The following is a 15308-nucleotide window of genomic DNA, read 5'->3' as shown; positions in this document are numbered from 1 at the left end:
GCCCGAGTCGTACTGGCACGCACTGGTATTATCCATGGCTATGGGATTGATGAAGATGGGCCAAGGCGAGGTCAAGCGCGCGGATGTATCCGCACCATTTCGTGCGCTCGTTTTCCCATTTCTGGAGCTCATCCTCATCACCGGTGTGCTGTGGATTGCCATCGGGTGGTGCGACGCACAGGGAGTAGAACCGATGCTGCGCAATGGGCTCGTAGTCTTGTGGGCCGGGCTGAGCACGTGGCGCTTTTTGCTTCCTTTATATAGGGCCCGCCGTAAGCGGTTCATCGTGACCAACCGCCGCGTGATTGTGCGGGAGGGCCGCCACATCGATTCGATTCCGCTGGAAGATATCCGTGGCGCTCGTAAGCGCCGCGGCGGTATCTCCATCGCGCTCAACGGCTGGGACAGGGCCATGTATTTTCCTACCGTGGCCAAGTCAAAGCAGGTTGCGGAAATTATTAATGATCGCCCGTGGTTTTAACCTCGGTGGTATGCAATTGCTTATCTAGGTCCTCCGGCGCGAGGTTAGCGCGGCCGAATTCCTGAGTCAGCGGCAGGCGCAGCTCTAAATCGGAGCCGGGGCATAACTCGATTTTCGCCTCGTCCACGGTGTAATCCAGCACGTGTCCGCCGGACTTACGCGCGGCGTCGATAAAGTGCACGTGGCAGCCCGGCACCGAAATTCCCCGCTCATACACGGGCGTGCGGAAGCCGCCGATGACACCTTCGACATCGCTAAAGTGCAATTCCTTATCGCTGCCTACCGCCTGGGTCATTGGGGGATAGGGCTTGGATTGTTTTACCACCGTGCGCGTGGTGACCTCAGAAAACCTGCCCGTGATGCGGACCGCATACATGTAGTTTGCAGAAGGTTCCACCTCATCGATGAAGGCGGAAAGCTCGTCGCGACGCAGGCCCCGTGGGGCATCGACAAGAATGCGAGGCACAAAGTTAGTGGCCACGGCATAGGGGGTTTGCTGGTCCAGGTCCGCAACCCGAGCGGAGCCATCGCTGCGCAGCTGGTAGCAGGTCCCGTCCAGGATGATCATTTCACCATCGAGGCCGTTAAAAGTGCCGATGCCAAAATTTCCCTTTCCTAGCAGTTCAGAAATGGTCATCTCGCCGTCATAGATGCCATCAAGGAGGGCGCTCATGAGAGAGTTCTGGAAGATCGAATGACGGGTAAACATGGTATCCAAGCTAGTATTGTGTGCGTGAGTGTCTCAAAACCTATTGTAACTGTCTGTGGCGATGGTCAGTTGGCGCGCATGATGCAGCCTGCCGCTGCGGAACTCGATATTCATCTGCAGATTCTTGCTGGCAGCCCGGATTCTTCTACCGCGCAGGTCACCCCGGATATCGTGGTGGGCGATTATCACAACTACGAGGATCTGCTAGCAGCAGCCCGCGGCGCGGACGCCATCACCTTCGAGCATGAGCATGTGCCCAATGAGCATTCCGCTGCGCTTATCGATGCCTCCTTTAACGTCCAGCCCCAGCCCAGCGCCCTGCGCTATGCCCAGGACAAGCTGGACATGCGCGAAAAGCTCTCCGCTCTGGGTGCGCCCGTTCCGCGGTTTAGCGCCATCGAATCCGTTGCCGATGCCCGCGCGTTTTTCGATGCCGTGGAGGGTCGCGTCTGCCTCAAGGCCCGCCGGGGTGGCTACGACGGCAAGGGCGTATGGTTTCCTTCGGATGCCGATCTCGATGACCTCGTTGCCGAGCTGCTCGAGGCCGACACCCCGCTGATGGCCGAAGAAAAAGTGGATCTGACCCGCGAGCTATCCATCTTGGTAGCGCGCCGCCCATCCGGTGAGGCCAAGGTCTGGCCCATTACCCAGTCCCGCCAGGCCAACGGCATCTGTGCCGAGGCCATCGCGCCTGCGCCCGATCTCTCGCCTGAGCTGGCCGAACGCGCCTCTGCGCTGGGGCTGAGCATTGCCGAATCCCTCGGTGTGACCGGCGTGCTGGCCGTGGAGCTTTTCGCCTTCAACGGTGAGGGTGGCGAGGACATCTCCGTCAATGAATTGGCCATGCGCCCGCACAATACCGGCCACTGGACCCAGGATGGCTGCGTGACCTCGCAGTTCGAACAGCACCTGCGCGCCGTACTCGACCTGCCCTTGGGCGCGGTGGACGCCCTAGCCCCGGTGACCATTATGGCAAATGTGCTCGGCGCGGATGCAGATCCCAAGATGCCTATGCCGCAGCGTGTTCGCGAGGTCATGGAACGCTACCCACACGCCAAGATTCACCTGTACGGCAAGGACCACCGCGCTGGCCGTAAGATCGGCCACGTCAATGTCGCTGGTACTTCTCTTGAGGAGACCCGCGATGCTGCTGGCCAAGCTGCGCACTTTCTCATGCACGCGACCTGGGCTTAACCAATTCTAGAAAGGACATTATGGAACCGCAGGTAGGAATCATCATGGGCTCAGACTCGGATTGGCCCACCGTCGAACCGGCTGCGCAGGTCCTCGCGGACTTCGGCATCCCCTTTGAGGTTGGCGTGGTCAGCGCTCACCGTACCCCAGAAAAGATGCTGGCCTATGCCAAGGGCGCGCACTCCCGCGGCCTGAAGACCATCATCGCTTGCGCCGGCGGTGCTGCACATCTGCCCGGTATGGTCGCGGCTGCCACACCGCTGCCCGTCATCGGTATTCCGCGCGCACTCAAGGACCTCGATGGCCTAGATTCCCTGCTTTCTATCGTGCAGATGCCTAGCGGCGTTCCCGTGGCCACCGTCTCCATTGGCGGCGCAAAGAACGCCGGCCTGCTGGCCGCCCGCATCTTGGGTGCCGGAGACCCAGCGCTGCAAGACAAGATGGTTGCTTACCAAGAGCAGATGGCGGACGAGGTCGAGCAAAAGGATAAGAACCTGCGCTCGAAGCTGCTAGGGGAGTAGCACTTTCCACCGATTCTGCCAATTGCGACCGCGTTCGTCCGATTTTGGGCCTGATTTTTTTCAGAAACGCGGTTGCTTTTGGACGTTATGCTCCGATGCAAGCAGCTTTCTAGACAATGGCCAGACAATGTCTAGCAGGGCGCAGCCGTGCGAGGTGATCCTGTTTCACTTAAACTTCCCCTGGGGCCGTATTTGTTCCGAGGGGGAATAGATGAAGGAACTTGTAGTATCGGGGCTGAACCCAGACGAACTTAGGTCTGCGTTAGTAAAAGGGAAAATAATAAAGATCCGCCACGGACTGTATACGTGGCGGAAACCCACGCCACTCGAGCTTGCTCGCATCCTGCATGACAAAATGCCCGGGATTATGATTGCCGGGAAATCCGCAGTTGAGCTCTACTCCGATAGAAAGCTGACCTTTCCGCTGCACTGTGCCCATGAGCATCCATTGAAGGATTCCGAGTGGGTAAAAATGCAACGCACTCGCCAGAAGACAACCTTTAGCCATGAAGGTGTTCCTGTGCAGAATCCCCTATTAGCCGCAGGAGAAGTGGACGAGGCCGCGGCGGTGGCGATGCTGGAAAAGCGCTATCAGAAGCGCCGGGGAAAACAGGAATTGGAAAAGGATTGGGCAACGATCTCTCGGGTACCGGCGCGGGTAAAGGAGTTGGTGACGAAGTCCGCCATTGGGGCCGATAGCGAAGCGGAGAGGAAGGTAGCCCGCGCTTTGCAGAAGCGCGGTAAAAAGGTGCAGGTTAACTACCAGATTGGTCCGTACCTGTGGGACATCGTCCTGGACAAGGTGGCGGTAGAGATTGACGGTTATGATTACCACAAGGCGGAAGACTTAGGCACCTTCATCAAGGACCGGTGGAAGGGAAATAACGCTGCGCTGAAAGGCTATACGGTGCTGCGTTACTCGGGGAGCTGCGTGAAGCACCATTTAGTTGATGTGGTGCAGCAAATAATCGAGGCAGACGAGGACCGTACCAACTTCACTTCGCACGTTCACAAGCCCGTGTGGCAGTGGCATTGGATCCTCGCCGGATATGAGTCCGAGCCGATATATGGCTAGATATTTCTATGCTTGTCAGACCTCCGGCAGCTCAGAAGTGGTCGTGGGGTAGGACGGCTGGGCCCCAGTGCTGGTGGCTGCGAAGGCACCGACGCGTGCGGCGAAGGAAGCGGCATCGACGAGTGTGGCGCCCTCGAGGAGCTTGGTGCAGAAAGCGCCGGCAAAAGCATCACCGGAACCGGTGGTGTCGACCGCGGTGATTTTTGGGGTGGGGATGTCTGTGTTCGACTCGGGAGTGGCCACATAGGCACCTTCGGCCCCAAGGGTAAGGACCACCGATTTAAAGCCGGCGGAAACGAGGCGGTGGGCGAGCTCGCGCGGGGTGCCGGTGGAAGAAAGGCCTAATTGTTCGAGGATAAGCCCTGCTTCGTGCTCGTTGGCCATGAGGGGATCTGCGTGGAGGAGGGCATCGCGATCCACCTCGATGACAGGGGCAAGGTTTACCACTACGCGTCCTTGGGCAGCGTCGACTGCGGCTTTGAAACCGGAAGCGGGGATTTCGCCCTGGAGCAGGACCACGTCCGCATCAGCGATGGTGGATTGGCGGGCGGTGACGAAGGGGGCATCGACAAGCGCGTTGGCGCCGGGGGAGATGACAATGGTGTTTTCCCCGTCGGCAGATACCGTAATGACTGCGAGGCCGGTGTTGGCGTCGGTTTGCTCCACCGCACTGAGATCGATGCCCGACCGCCGCATGTAGTGCATGGCGGGCTCGGTGTAGGGATCGGAGCCGACCGCGCCGACGAATGCTACATTGGCGCCCAATTGCGCGGCGGCTACCGCTTGGTTTGCGCCCTTGCCGCCAGCGAGGATCTCGCCGCCGGAGCCCAGCAGGGTTTCGCCGGGATGCGGGTGGCGTTCGGCGTGGACAATAAGGTCAGCATTAATCGAGCCGACGACGGTGAGTTTGCTCATTGGAAATCCTCCACGGTGTCTTTGGTGACGGTAATAACCTCAACAGGGACATTCTTTTCTGCGCTCTCGCCGTGCAGAAGCGCTGCTGCTTGTTCAATTGCTCGGGCACCAAGCTCGGCAGGCTGCTGGGCGATCGTTGCCTCCAGCTTGCCATCTTTTACGGCTTTGAGTCCGTCAAAGGTGCCATCGAAGGCAACAATTTTGACTTCCTTGCCGGCTCTGGAACCGAGAGCCTCAACAGCGCCTAAAGCCATCTCATCGTTTTCTGCAAAAATGGCGCTGATATTCGGGTTCGCCTGCAGCAGATTGGTAGTTACGTTGAGGCCTTCAGTGCGGTCGAAATTCGCGGACTGTTTGCCGGCGACCTTGATGCCGGGGTACTGCGCGATCCTTTCCTCAAACCCCTTGCCGCGTTCGCGCGAGGCAGAGGTACCAGCGGTTCCCTGCAGGATCAGAATTTCGCCCTCTTCTCCGATCGATTCTGCGAGTTTATCCGCCGCTTGGGCGCCACCGGCCTCGTTATCAGAAGCAACCATGGAATCTAGTTCCACGCCGTTGACGTCTCGGTCGACTCCGATGACTGGCACACCATCATTTTTGATGCTGCGTACAGCGGGGGCGACGGCATCAGAGTCGGTGGGATTAATGACCACCACTTTTGCGCCCATGGATGTCGCATTTCCCAACTGATTGACCTGTTGAGCCGGGTCATCGGAGGCATCTTGGATATCGAGGGGAACGTCTAACTCTTTGGCTTTATCTTGTGCGCCGTGGAGTAATTCTACGAAGAATGGATTAGTTTGCGTCGATACGGACAGGGTGATGCGGCTTCGATCCTCCTCGGAGCGGTTGCACGAGGCTAGACCCAACGCTAGTGCTGGGACGATAAGTGAGACTAAAAGTTTCTTCATGGTCTCCTGCCTAATTCGCGGTCTTATTACGGAATACGTCGAAGCCCACGGCTAGGGCGATGACCAAGCCGATGACAATCTGCTGCCAGAAAGAAGAAACATTGAGCAGATTCAATCCATTGCGAATCACGGCCAAAAGGATGGCGCCAACGAGTGTGCCCGTGGCTTTGCCTTGTCCGCCGGAAAGGGAGGCACCACCGATGACAACGGCTGCAATAGCATCTAGCTCATAACCGGTTCCGGCTTGTGGCTGTGCGGATTCAAGGCGGCCCGCCATAACCATTCCTGCCCAGGCGGCGAAAAATCCGGAAAGCGCGAATACTGCGATTTGGATACGCCTTACTGGCAGACCAGACAGGCGCGCGGCTTCAAGGTTTCCGCCGATGGCATACATGGAACGGCCGAGGACGGTGCGCTCTAAGATGAACCAGCAGATAACGCCAGCGATGACCATCATGATGATGGGAACCGGGAAGCCGAATACGTCGCCGCCGAAGGCGTTAACTGTGGGTGCAGTTTCGATGGGCGAACCCTGTGAAATTACGAGCGTGATGCCGCGGGCGATGGACATCATGGCCAGAGTTGCAATGAAAGAGGGAATTTTTCCCCAAGCAGTGGCCATACCGCAGATAGCACCGGCGAGCGCACCGACGAACAAACCGATAAGCAGAGTAAGCCAGCCGGGAAGCCCAGCGTTGGAGAACATGTAGGCCGAAACCATTGCTCCCAAGGCCGCCACCGAGCCAACAGAAAGGTCAATGCCTGCAGTGACGATGACGAAAGTCATGCCAAAGGCCAAGATGGCCACCGTGGCAGCTTGAATACCTACGTTGAGGAGGTTAGCCACCGTAAGGAAATAGGGAGTGGCGATAAAGAGCGCGATACACAAGGCGATGAGCCCCACGAGCGCGCCATTATTCATGGCCCAGTTGGCAATGCGATTCTTGGTCATGAGTATTCCTTATTTTGTAGAGGCGGAAGGTGGTGTGGCGGATTCGGTGTTGACTGCGGAGACTTCCGTAGCGGCAGCTACGTTGGAAACGGCAAGTGCCATGACCTCGTCTTGAGTGGAATCCTTGGGTAGCTGTCCCACCAGCTGGCCCCCGGACATTACGAGGATGCGGTCAGACATACCGAGAATCTCAGGCAGATCCGAGGAAACCATGAGTACTGCTCCGCCTTCTGCAGTTACTTCGTTGATGATGTTGTAGATTTCTACCTTTGCACCAACATCGACGCCGCGAGTTGGTTCATCAAGCAATAAGACTCTGGAGCCGGCCAGTACCCACCGACCGAACACAGCCTTTTGCTGGTTACCACCCGAGAGATCACGGATGGGTTGGTCCAGCCCGGCCATCCGGATCCGAAGGGTTTCGGCAACCTCACCGGCTCGTCGGTGTTGCCCCTTGCGGTCTGCGAGCCCTGCCTTCGCCGTGGGATACAAGGTGGCAAGACCAAGGTTGTCGGATACTGAGGCATCGAGGATCAAGGCCTGTGATTTACGGTTTTCCGGAATATGGCCTACCCCTGCGGCGATGGAGGAACTGATATCGCCGTTGGGTAGAGCGTTTCCTTCGACATGTATCGTGCCCGAATCATACGAATCCGCCCCGGCGATAGCGCGGATAATCTCTGTACGGCCCGCTCCCACAAGGCCGGCCAGCCCGACCACCTCGCCGGCGCGCACTTCAAACGAGACATCGTGAAATGCGCCTTCGGAGGACAGGTCTTTAACTTCAAGCAGTGCCTTACCAGGCTGAGCCGAAGCTTCTCGCGGATACTGGTTTTCAATCTCACGGCCAACCATAAGCCGCACCAGCTCGTCCTTATCGGTATCAGCGGGGACTTCAGCGATGAAGGCTCCGTCTCGCAGCACACTGATGGTCTCTGCGATTCGCGCCAGTTCATCGAGGTGATGGCTGATAAAAACCATCGCGACGCCCTTGGCTTTCAGGTCCTCTAATACCGTGAAAAGGGCATCGACCTCCTTGCCCGTCAATGCCGCGGTTGGCTCATCAAGAATGAGGATGCGCGCATTCATCGATAGGGCTTTGGCTATTTCTACCAATTGCTGCTTGGCGATGCCCAGCTCGCTTACCGGTTGATTTAAATCAACGTCCAAGCCGATGAGGTCTAATGCTGCTTTAGCTTGTGCTTTGAGGTGTTTTCTGTTGACTAGGCCAAACTTATTCGGCGTCCGCCCGAGCATGATGTTTTCTGCCACAGACATCGTGGGAACGAGGTTGAGCTCTTGATGGATTGTGGCGATGCCAAGCGCTTCGGAGGCTTTGGTATCGGGGATTTTTACCTCGGATCCATCAATGAGGATTCGTCCTGCATCCGGCTCGTGTACGCCTGCGATCATCTTGATGAGTGTGGATTTCCCGGCACCATTTTCACCGAGGAGGGCTTGAATCTGCCCATAGCGTACGTCTAAATCTACGCCTTTGATGACCTCGACTGGTCCGAAGGACTTAGTAACGTTGTCGAGTTTGAGGACGATATCGCTCATGTGTGTTCTCCCTGCACCTCGTGGGCTGTGGACATCCGCGGAATATAGCGGGTGGGAAGGATTTTTCCTTGGGGTTGCCGTTTATCTTCGATGGATGCGATGAGTTCAGCAGCGGCGGTTCGGCCCATGCAGGCGACATCTTGGTCCACCACGGAAATTGGGGCCGCTTGAAACCGCAGATAGATAAAATCATCGAAACCAACGAGCGCTACTTCTTGGCCGATGGCTTTACCAGCGTTATGACAGGCCTCTAATGCGCCGGCAGTCATCATGAAATCCCCGGCAACAATTGCGGTGACTTCTGCTTGCAGCAGTTCGATGGCGCCCTTATAGCCTTCCTTGTGCCGAAAGTTGCCTTGATGGATGTGTATATCCATTCCCTGAGCGGCCTGCTTAAACACCTCGAGGCGCTGGCGGCCAGTAGAAGTTTCTTGCGGCCCCGAGAGATAACCAATCTTGGTATGGCCCTTGTCCTTGAGTTGGGCCACGGCGTCGTTGATTCCAGGGGAGGGGTCTGAAACCACGGATGGCAGCGAGTAGAGTTCGCGGTCAATGAGAACGAGGGGGCGTTGTTCCTGCGATTTCGCCAGGGCATCCTTTGTTCCAGCGAGCGGTACGGCGATGATGCCGTCGACTCGTCGTTGTCCCAATGCTTCCAATGCTGTCACTAGGCGTTCCGGATCTTCCCCGCAACTGGTAATGATGGTGGCGATACCTTGGGTGTTTGCTTCTTTTTCCACCGCCGCTGCCATGGCAGCGAAGTAGGGGTTATCTAGATTGGGAATGATGAGCCCGATGGCGTGTGAGCGCGCGCTGCGCAGAGCCCTCGCCTGGGCATTGGGCCTGTAATTAAGCTTTTCAGCGACGTCTTGAACCCGGGTCCGCGTGGCCTTTGAAATGGAGGTATTTCCCGCCAACGAGCGTGAGGCGGTGGAAATGGACACCCCAGCAGCCGCGGCGACGTCTTTCAGCGTGGTTGTAGCCATGCCGAGCTCCTCATAGATGGGGAATAAACGACTAAGTGTGCAATCGTTTGCACGATTATTTTAACTCTACGGTTTGGCTCTTATCAGTGTCAAGGGTTCCCGCCGGTCTAAGCTAATAATCATGGATAATTCCCAGCGCGATCCGCTCCTTGTATTGGGCTCCCGTGTCACCCACGGCCATCCGGGCGCCATGCTGCGGTCTCGCTTGGATAAGGCACTCGAGCTCTATTCTGGGCAGACGGTCATCGTCTCTGGCCGAGGGGAAGCGGGCGCGATGGCTGAGTACTTGTTCCAGCGGGGTGTGGATCCTGCGGATGTACTTGTGGAACCGGCCGCTACCAGTACAAATGAGAACCTAGAAAACGCGCACAGCCTCGCACCAGATGCTGTGTTGCAGGTGGTTACCAACGATTTCCATGCACTGCGCACCACATTGTGGGCTTGGCACTTGGGGATCGCGATTAACGTTCATCCCGCGCGCACGCCGTGGCTTTCGATGCCGAGCAATTACCTGCGCGAGGTTGTGGCGACCCCGCATTCCGCGGCGCGCATCCTGTGGCGGCGACTGTGCAAGTAGTGGGAAGCGATTGTGCAGGGGGTGATCTCGTCTGGCTTGGACTGCTGGGAGGCCAGTATTCCTCGCATTCTGGGGGAGAGGTAAAAATCAATCTCAGGCATGTGGGTACGCAATGGTGTGGGTATGTACACCGCAGTAGCCCTGAAATGGGTCAATCTTGCAGTGGCCGAGCTGGCCAAATGCTCCTTTTAAGGAGATGGTTGTGCAAACGATTGACTTGATTTTGCGCGAGATCTTAAGCTGATTTCAATCACACGTTATAGCCAGAAAGGTCGTTAATATGACCGGTTATACATCGAATGAAGAGCGCGCCGACATTGAGTGCGTCAGCATCTCTCATGGCGATTACTTAGCCGAAATTGCCCTATGGGGCGGCGGCGTGAAGTCCCTGACCTTTCAGGGACGGCCGCTGTTAGAAACCTATAAGGACAAGCCCCCGATGATGGCCGGGGTGGTAATGGCGCCGTGGCCTAACCGCACCGAAGACGGTCAATTCACCTGGCAGGGTGAGCACTACCAGCTGGGCATTACAGAACCAGAGCGCAATAACGCTATTCATGGGCTTGCAGTGAACTGGTGGAAGCTAGTTAAACAGCATAAAGACGAGGTCACGCTAACTTTTAGCATTGGGCCCTACAATGGCTGGCCTTGGACTGTAGAGCTAGTGGCCACCTACGCCGTGGATGACAGCGGCTTGCATTCTCATGTGAAGGCCGTGACCGAGCACGCCGAGGAGATTCCATTTGCTTATGGGCTTCACCTTTACTTGTCTGCGCAGGGTGCACCCACGCACGAGTGCGTGCTCAACCTGAATGTGGATGAGCACCACCTTCTGGGTGAAAGAAACCTGCCCACCGGGCAGGTGGAGCCAGTGGAGTTGCTGGAACAGCCGCTAGACAGTGTGGATTGGGATGATTGCTTCCATGGTAACGGACCTCTCGTAGCGGATTACACCGCTCAGGGCCGTGGGGTTCGTCTGGAAATGGATCCTGGTTTGGAGTGGGTGCAACTGTATACGCCAGAAAATTTCCCCCGGGATACAACTCCTGCGGGAAGGGCCCTCGCAGTCGAGCCGATGAGTGCGCCGCCTAATGCCCTGCGAAGCGGGAATGGTCTCGTATCTCTTGCTCAGGGGCATTCCCAAACTTTTAGCCTGCTCTTGTCTGCCGTAGAAAAATAAAAATCGAGAAAGGTCAGCGATGGAAACAGCTGAATCCGTATTGAGGCTGGATGCCTCATGGGTGGACTACCTGTTGGTAGCCATTTACTTCCTATTCGTTTTGGGCATCGGCTGGGCGGCAAAGGCCCGGGTCTCAAACTCCATTGACTTCTTTTTATCTGGTAGGGGACTTCCGGCCTGGGTAACTGGGCTGGCCTTTGTCTCTGCCAACTTGGGTGCGGTGGAAATTATCGGTATGTCCGCCAACGGTGTGGAATACGGCTTCCAGACCATGCACTACTTCTGGATTGGCGCCGTACCGGCCATGGTTTTCCTCGGCATCGTGATGATGCCGTTTTACTACGGCTCCAAGGTGCGTTCGGTTCCGGAGTTCATGCGCAAGCGGTTTGGTAATGCGGCACACTTGGTGAATGCGATTTCCTTTGCCATCGCTCAGTTGCTCATTGCCGGCGTGAACCTCTACCTTCTAGCCACCATCGTAGAAGCCTTGCTGGGGTGGCAGATGTGGGTATCTCTGCTGGTAGCCGGAATTATCGTGCTGTCCTACATTACATTGGGTGGCCTGTCTGCAGCCATTTATAACGAGGTATTGCAATTCTTCGTCATCGTGGCTGCGCTCGCACCTTTGACGATTATCGGCCTCAACCGAGTCGGCGGATGGAGCGGCTTGAAAGATGCCGTTGCTGATGAATCGCACTTTCACACGTGGCCGGGCACGGAAATTTCCGGTTTCGAAAACCCCGTTTGGTCGGTCATCGGAATCGTCTTGGGTTTGGGCTTTGTGCTGTCTTTTGGTTACTGGACCACGAACTTCGTAGAAGTGCAGCGAGCAATGGCCTCAGATTCCATTTCCGCTGCGCGCAAGACCCCGATCATCGGTGCCTTCCCGAAGATGTTTATTCCATTCTTGGTGGTAATTCCGGGCATGGTGGCTTCAGTATCGGTTGCGGACCTGATGGAACAACGGGCTGAACCGAATGATGCCATCTTGTTGCTGATGCGTGATTTGCTGCCTAATGGCCTCCTGGGCGTGGCCATTGCGGGCTTGTTGGCATCCTTTATGGCCGGTATGGCCGCCAATATCTCTGCCTTTAACACAGTTATGTCTTATGACATCTGGCAAACGTATGTGGTTAAGGATCGTGAGGACGATTATTACCTCAAGTTTGGACGATGGGCTACGGTGGCGGCGACGGCGATTGCGATTTTCACCGCATTGTTGGCGCAAAACTTTGGCAATATCATGGATTACCTGCAAACGCTCTTTGGATTCTTTAATGCGCCGCTCTTCGCCACGTTCATCTTGGGCATGTTCTGGAAGCGAATGACCCCGCATGCCGGTTGGTCTGGGCTGGTTGCTGGTACGGCATCGGCCATCGTGTTCTGGTATATCGCTACTTTCACCGATGCCATCAATCTGCCAGGCCAGGGCACCGCGTTCGTGGCTGCCGGTGTCGCTTTCGTAGTGGACATCCTCGTTTCCATCATCGTCAGCATGTGTACCCAGCCCAAACCGGACAGCGAGCTCGTGGGCTTTGTTTCTTCCGTGACGCCGAAGGGCCACTTTGAGGACTACACCGAAAAGTCTTTGCCGTGGTACCAGCAAACTATCCCATTGGGCATTATCTGCCTCGCCATGGCCGTCGGCCTCAATATCATTTTCGCCTAAGGAGTAGCTTATGTCTGAAAAACAGCACGCAGGCGCATTCGACCTACGCAACGTGATTGGGGCCTTATTAGGCTTGTACGGCCTCATCCTCATCGCCTGTTATTTCTTCCTCGACCCAGGCATTAACCCAGAAACAGCCATGCCAAAAGAAGCAGCGGATAACTTGTGGGCAGGCCTCGGAATGCTTGCCGTAGCGGTACTATTCGCCCTTTGGGCCCGCCTTAAGCCCATCCGGATTCCAGGAGAAGAGTAATGGTTGATATCACCCATGCCACGCTTGCCGATGGCCGTGAGATCATCTACTTCGACGATAAACCTCACCCCGATCGCGTGCTTGACGATGCCCGCGATATCCCCGCCGTCGCCCCCGCCTCTGAAATGCGCCGCGACCCGTTGACCGGCGATTGGGTGGCTTTTGCCGCACACCGCATGAACAGAACCTTCATGCCGCCGGCAAATGAAAACCCTCTAGCCCCGACGCGGCCGGACCAACTGCCAACTGAGATTCCCAGCCCAAGCTATGACGTAGTGGTTTTTGAAAACCGCTTCCCCTCTTTTTCCACGGCCGCCACGATTGAGGAGCCAGATAAAGATGAGCTTATCGGTATGGTCCCGCGTTTGCCCGCCCATGCCCGTTGCGAGGTGGTGTGTTTTACCGAAGATCCAGCCCTTTCATTTCGGGATCTGGCTGAGTCCCGCATTCGCACGGTGATCGAGGCCTGGGCGCACCGCACCGCGGCACTTTCTGCCATCGATGGGGTCCAGCAGGTCTTTCCCTTTGAAAACCGCGGGGAAGAAATCGGGGTTACCCTCCAGCACCCGCATGGCCAGATTTATTCTTACCCATTCCTTTCCCCACGGTTGCGCTCGATTGTGGATTCGGTTCATGCCTATGATGGCGATCTTTTTCAGGATCTCCTCGATAGGGAACGGGAAGCAGGCAATCGCATTATTGCGGAGACTGAGCATTTCACTGTCCTTGTTCCAGCGGCTGCTAAGTGGCCGCTGGAGGCGATGGTGCTACCGAATGAGGGCGTCCCAGACTTTTCTGCGCTGAATGAGGAGCAACGCGCCGATTTAGCACCCCTGTTGAAAAAGCTCTATTCCGCAGTTGACCGCTTCTTTGAAGGTGTGGAAAAGACCCCATATATTGCTGGATGGACCCAAGCTCCGGTGGATCCGTCTATCCGCGAGGGGATCCGCATGCACCTGCAACTATTTTCGCTCATGCGCTCGCCGCATCGCATGAAGTACCTTGCCGGTTCTGAATCTGCACAGGGAGTGTGGATTAATGACACCACGCCGGAACGTATTGCCGCGCGATTCAAGGAGGTTTGGGATGCCTAAATGGTTTACTGCGCGCACGGACGAGGAACTCGCAACCGCTGCCCATCGGCTTTTCGTGGAGACTTTCGCTGAAGATGAGGCAGGTGCTGCTGCCCCTGAGCCGGTGGGGGTGTGGGCGGCTCCAGGGCGGGTAAACCTCATCGGCGAGCATATTGACTATGCCGGTGGCGCATCCATTCCTTTTGCCTTGGAACAAAATACGGCCGTAGCTGTGCGCCCGCGTACAGATGGCGCAATACGCATCGCTTCGGAATTCGATGGTTCCGTCGCTCAGGCCTGTGTTCCGCTTTCTAGCGTGCAACCGGGGCATCCTGCTGATTGGTCAGGCTACGTCGCTGGCACCATCTGGGCGGCGGTCGAGGCCGATTTATTGCAGTGCACTGGGCTCGATATCGCGATTGTATCGGACGTTCCTGTTGGTTCTGGTCTATCCAGTTCTGCAGCGTTGGAGTGCTCTATTGCCGTAGCAGCTTATGAACTCGACCATGGGTGTTTACCCGATGATGCTGCTAGAGCGCAGCTCGTCCAAGCCTGCATCCGTGCTGAAAATGAGGTGGTGGGCGCTTCCACCGGGGGACTGGATCAAAATGCCAGCCTCTTTGGGCAGCGCGGAAAGGCACTATTCCTCGATTTCGCTACCGGAGCCGTCGAACGCATCCCCTTCGATATCGCCTCTCAAGATTTGGTGCTGCTTATCGCAGATACTAATGCGCCCCACACGCTGTCTGATGGCCAATATGCCTCTCGCCGAGGTGTTATCGATGACGTGCAATCTGCGGCTGGGTGCGTTATCCGCGATATTCCGGATGCGATAGACTTCGCTGCGACCTTCGCCGAAAGGTCCTCGCACTCGGCCGAGCTTTACCGCAGGCGCGTGCGCCATGTGGTGGAGGAAACCGAGCGCACCTTGAGTGCTGCTTCCGCCTTATGCGCCTCCGATATGGACACATTTCGCCAACTGATGCGCGATAGCCATGTCTCGCTGCGGGATCTTTACGAGGTCACCACGCCCGAACTCGATTCTGCTTTTACCGCGGCGGGCGAGTTCGGTGCGCGCATGACTGGCGGTGGCTTTGGCGGCGCGGTTATTGCCTTAGTGGCGAAGGACGATGTGGATGCGACCGCGCATGCAATTGAAAAAGCAGCAGCAAAGCAGGGTTTTCCTACTCCGACCTTCGTGGTGGCCCAGCCTGGTGAGGGCGCGCGCCGATTACAATAAGCGTGCTGCGGC

16 protein-coding genes are annotated in these 15308 nt (G+C 56.8%); 10 read left to right on the top strand and 6 right to left on the bottom strand.

Annotation, left to right across the window (positions count from 1 at the left end; all coding sequences use genetic code 11):
• Window positions 1-40 precede the first annotated feature (40 nt).
• Complete coding sequence (locus ABRP86_RS02530) at window positions 41-481, top strand: YdbT family protein (RefSeq protein ID WP_349852094.1); 441 nt, start codon at window positions 41-43, stop codon at window positions 479-481.
• Here ABRP86_RS02530 and budA read toward each other — a convergent pair.
• On the bottom strand, window positions 459-1190 hold the full coding sequence (gene budA / locus ABRP86_RS02525) for an acetolactate decarboxylase (protein ID WP_349852092.1): 732 nt from the start codon (window positions 1188-1190) through the stop codon (window positions 459-461). The two genes, ABRP86_RS02530 and budA, sit on opposite strands and share 23 nt — an antisense overlap.
• Between budA and ABRP86_RS02520 the strand changes: the two genes are divergently transcribed.
• The 3 genes from ABRP86_RS02520 to ABRP86_RS02510 all read left to right on the top strand — a co-directional run bounded on the left by ABRP86_RS02520 (window position 1176) and on the right by ABRP86_RS02510 (window position 3980).
• The gene (locus tag ABRP86_RS02520; RefSeq protein WP_349862317.1) at window positions 1176-2384 is read left to right on the top strand and encodes a 5-(carboxyamino)imidazole ribonucleotide synthase; all 1209 of its coding nucleotides are present in this window, start codon (window positions 1176-1178) and stop codon (window positions 2382-2384) included. The genes budA and ABRP86_RS02520 overlap by 15 nt on opposite strands.
• Window positions 2385-2404: 20 nt before the next feature.
• Complete coding sequence (purE, locus tag ABRP86_RS02515; RefSeq protein ID WP_349852088.1) at window positions 2405-2905, top strand: 5-(carboxyamino)imidazole ribonucleotide mutase; 501 nt, start codon at window positions 2405-2407, stop codon at window positions 2903-2905.
• A gap of 520 nt (window positions 2906-3425) precedes the next feature.
• Window positions 3426-3980 carry an endonuclease domain-containing protein gene (locus ABRP86_RS02510; protein ID WP_349852086.1) on the top strand — a complete coding sequence of 185 codons (555 nt, stop codon included), beginning with the start codon at window positions 3426-3428 and terminating at the stop codon, window positions 3978-3980.
• Between the two features lie 15 nt (window positions 3981-3995).
• Here ABRP86_RS02510 and ABRP86_RS02505 read toward each other — a convergent pair whose 3' ends face one another.
• Genes ABRP86_RS02505 through ABRP86_RS02485 form a run of 5 tightly spaced genes read right to left on the bottom strand, consistent with a single transcriptional unit; the run spans window position 3996 to window position 9304 of the window.
• Complete coding sequence (locus ABRP86_RS02505) at window positions 3996-4895, bottom strand: ribokinase (protein WP_349852084.1); 900 nt, start codon at window positions 4893-4895, stop codon at window positions 3996-3998.
• Complete coding sequence (locus ABRP86_RS02500; RefSeq protein WP_349862315.1) at window positions 4892-5806, bottom strand: substrate-binding domain-containing protein; 915 nt, start codon at window positions 5804-5806, stop codon at window positions 4892-4894. The genes ABRP86_RS02505 and ABRP86_RS02500 overlap by 4 nt, the downstream gene beginning before the upstream one ends.
• 10 nt (window positions 5807-5816) lie before the next feature.
• Window positions 5817-6758 (bottom strand): ABC transporter permease, encoded by a 942-nt coding sequence (locus tag ABRP86_RS02495; RefSeq protein WP_023016865.1) that lies wholly within the window; start codon window positions 6756-6758, stop codon window positions 5817-5819.
• Window positions 6759-6767: 9 nt separating this feature from the next.
• Complete coding sequence (locus ABRP86_RS02490) at window positions 6768-8318, bottom strand: sugar ABC transporter ATP-binding protein (protein ID WP_349862313.1); 1551 nt, start codon at window positions 8316-8318, stop codon at window positions 6768-6770.
• Window positions 8315-9304: a LacI family DNA-binding transcriptional regulator gene (locus tag ABRP86_RS02485; RefSeq protein ID WP_349852078.1), complete on the bottom strand. Its 990-nt coding sequence runs from the start codon at window positions 9302-9304 to the stop codon at window positions 8315-8317. The genes ABRP86_RS02490 and ABRP86_RS02485 overlap by 4 nt, the downstream gene beginning before the upstream one ends.
• Window positions 9305-9425: 121 nt before the next feature.
• On the opposite strand from ABRP86_RS02485, the gene ABRP86_RS02480 reads away from it, so the two are divergent.
• From ABRP86_RS02480 to galK, 6 genes are all read left to right on the top strand, one after another.
• Complete coding sequence (locus ABRP86_RS02480) at window positions 9426-9881, top strand: YdcF family protein (protein ID WP_349852076.1); 456 nt, start codon at window positions 9426-9428, stop codon at window positions 9879-9881.
• Window positions 9882-10161: 280 nt separating this feature from the next.
• On the top strand, window positions 10162-11061 hold the full coding sequence (locus tag ABRP86_RS02475; RefSeq protein ID WP_349862310.1) for an aldose 1-epimerase family protein: 900 nt from the start codon (window positions 10162-10164) through the stop codon (window positions 11059-11061).
• A 19-nt stretch (window positions 11062-11080) separates the two neighbouring features.
• Window positions 11081-12730, top strand: coding sequence for a sodium:solute symporter family protein (locus tag ABRP86_RS02470; RefSeq protein ID WP_349852072.1), 1650 nt, complete (start codon window positions 11081-11083; stop codon window positions 12728-12730).
• A gap of 10 nt (window positions 12731-12740) precedes the next feature.
• Window positions 12741-12983, top strand: coding sequence for a cell wall anchor protein (locus ABRP86_RS02465; RefSeq protein WP_349852070.1), 243 nt, complete (start codon window positions 12741-12743; stop codon window positions 12981-12983).
• Window positions 12983-14077 carry a galactose-1-phosphate uridylyltransferase gene (gene galT / locus ABRP86_RS02460; protein ID WP_349852068.1) on the top strand — a complete coding sequence of 365 codons (1095 nt, stop codon included), beginning with the start codon at window positions 12983-12985 and terminating at the stop codon, window positions 14075-14077. The genes ABRP86_RS02465 and galT overlap by 1 nt, the downstream gene beginning before the upstream one ends.
• Window positions 14070-15296, top strand: coding sequence for a galactokinase (galK, locus tag ABRP86_RS02455; protein ID WP_349862309.1), 1227 nt, complete (start codon window positions 14070-14072; stop codon window positions 15294-15296). Before galT ends, galK begins: the two co-directional genes overlap by 8 nt.
• Window positions 15297-15308: the final 12 nt, after the last annotated feature.

It is taken from the genome of Corynebacterium sp. KPL3927 (assembly GCF_040225835.1).
Lineage (GTDB): Bacteria > Actinomycetota > Actinomycetes > Mycobacteriales > Mycobacteriaceae > Corynebacterium.
The sequence above is the reverse complement of the archived record's forward strand: the minus strand, read 5'-3'. Positions and strand labels throughout refer to the sequence as shown.

What these genes read in the sequence shown, in the direction of transcription:
- ABRP86_RS02530 (WP_349852094.1), top strand. Translation starts at nt 41, where the DNA reads ATGGGATTGATGAAGATGGGCCAAGGCGAGGTCAAGCGCGCGGATGTA.
- ABRP86_RS02520 (WP_349862317.1), top strand. Translation starts at nt 1,176, where the DNA reads ATGACGGGTAAACATGGTATCCAAGCTAGTATTGTGTGCGTGAGTGTC.
- budA (WP_349852092.1), bottom strand. Translation starts at nt 1,190, where the DNA reads ATGTTTACCCGTCATTCGATCTTCCAGAACTCTCTCATGAGCGCCCTC.
- purE (WP_349852088.1), top strand. Translation starts at nt 2,405, where the DNA reads ATGGAACCGCAGGTAGGAATCATCATGGGCTCAGACTCGGATTGGCCC.
- ABRP86_RS02505 (WP_349852084.1), bottom strand. Translation starts at nt 4,895, where the DNA reads ATGAGCAAACTCACCGTCGTCGGCTCGATTAATGCTGACCTTATTGTC.
- ABRP86_RS02500 (WP_349862315.1), bottom strand. Translation starts at nt 5,806, where the DNA reads ATGAAGAAACTTTTAGTCTCACTTATCGTCCCAGCACTAGCGTTGGGT.
- ABRP86_RS02495 (WP_023016865.1), bottom strand. Translation starts at nt 6,758, where the DNA reads ATGACCAAGAATCGCATTGCCAACTGGGCCATGAATAATGGCGCGCTC.
- ABRP86_RS02490 (WP_349862313.1), bottom strand. Translation starts at nt 8,318, where the DNA reads ATGAGCGATATCGTCCTCAAACTCGACAACGTTACTAAGTCCTTCGGA.
- ABRP86_RS02485 (WP_349852078.1), bottom strand. Translation starts at nt 9,304, where the DNA reads ATGGCTACAACCACGCTGAAAGACGTCGCCGCGGCTGCTGGGGTGTCC.
- ABRP86_RS02480 (WP_349852076.1), top strand. Translation starts at nt 9,426, where the DNA reads ATGGATAATTCCCAGCGCGATCCGCTCCTTGTATTGGGCTCCCGTGTC.
- ABRP86_RS02475 (WP_349862310.1), top strand. Translation starts at nt 10,162, where the DNA reads ATGACCGGTTATACATCGAATGAAGAGCGCGCCGACATTGAGTGCGTC.
- ABRP86_RS02470 (WP_349852072.1), top strand. Translation starts at nt 11,081, where the DNA reads ATGGAAACAGCTGAATCCGTATTGAGGCTGGATGCCTCATGGGTGGAC.
- ABRP86_RS02465 (WP_349852070.1), top strand. Translation starts at nt 12,741, where the DNA reads ATGTCTGAAAAACAGCACGCAGGCGCATTCGACCTACGCAACGTGATT.
- galT (WP_349852068.1), top strand. Translation starts at nt 12,983, where the DNA reads ATGGTTGATATCACCCATGCCACGCTTGCCGATGGCCGTGAGATCATC.
- galK (WP_349862309.1), top strand. Translation starts at nt 14,070, where the DNA reads ATGCCTAAATGGTTTACTGCGCGCACGGACGAGGAACTCGCAACCGCT.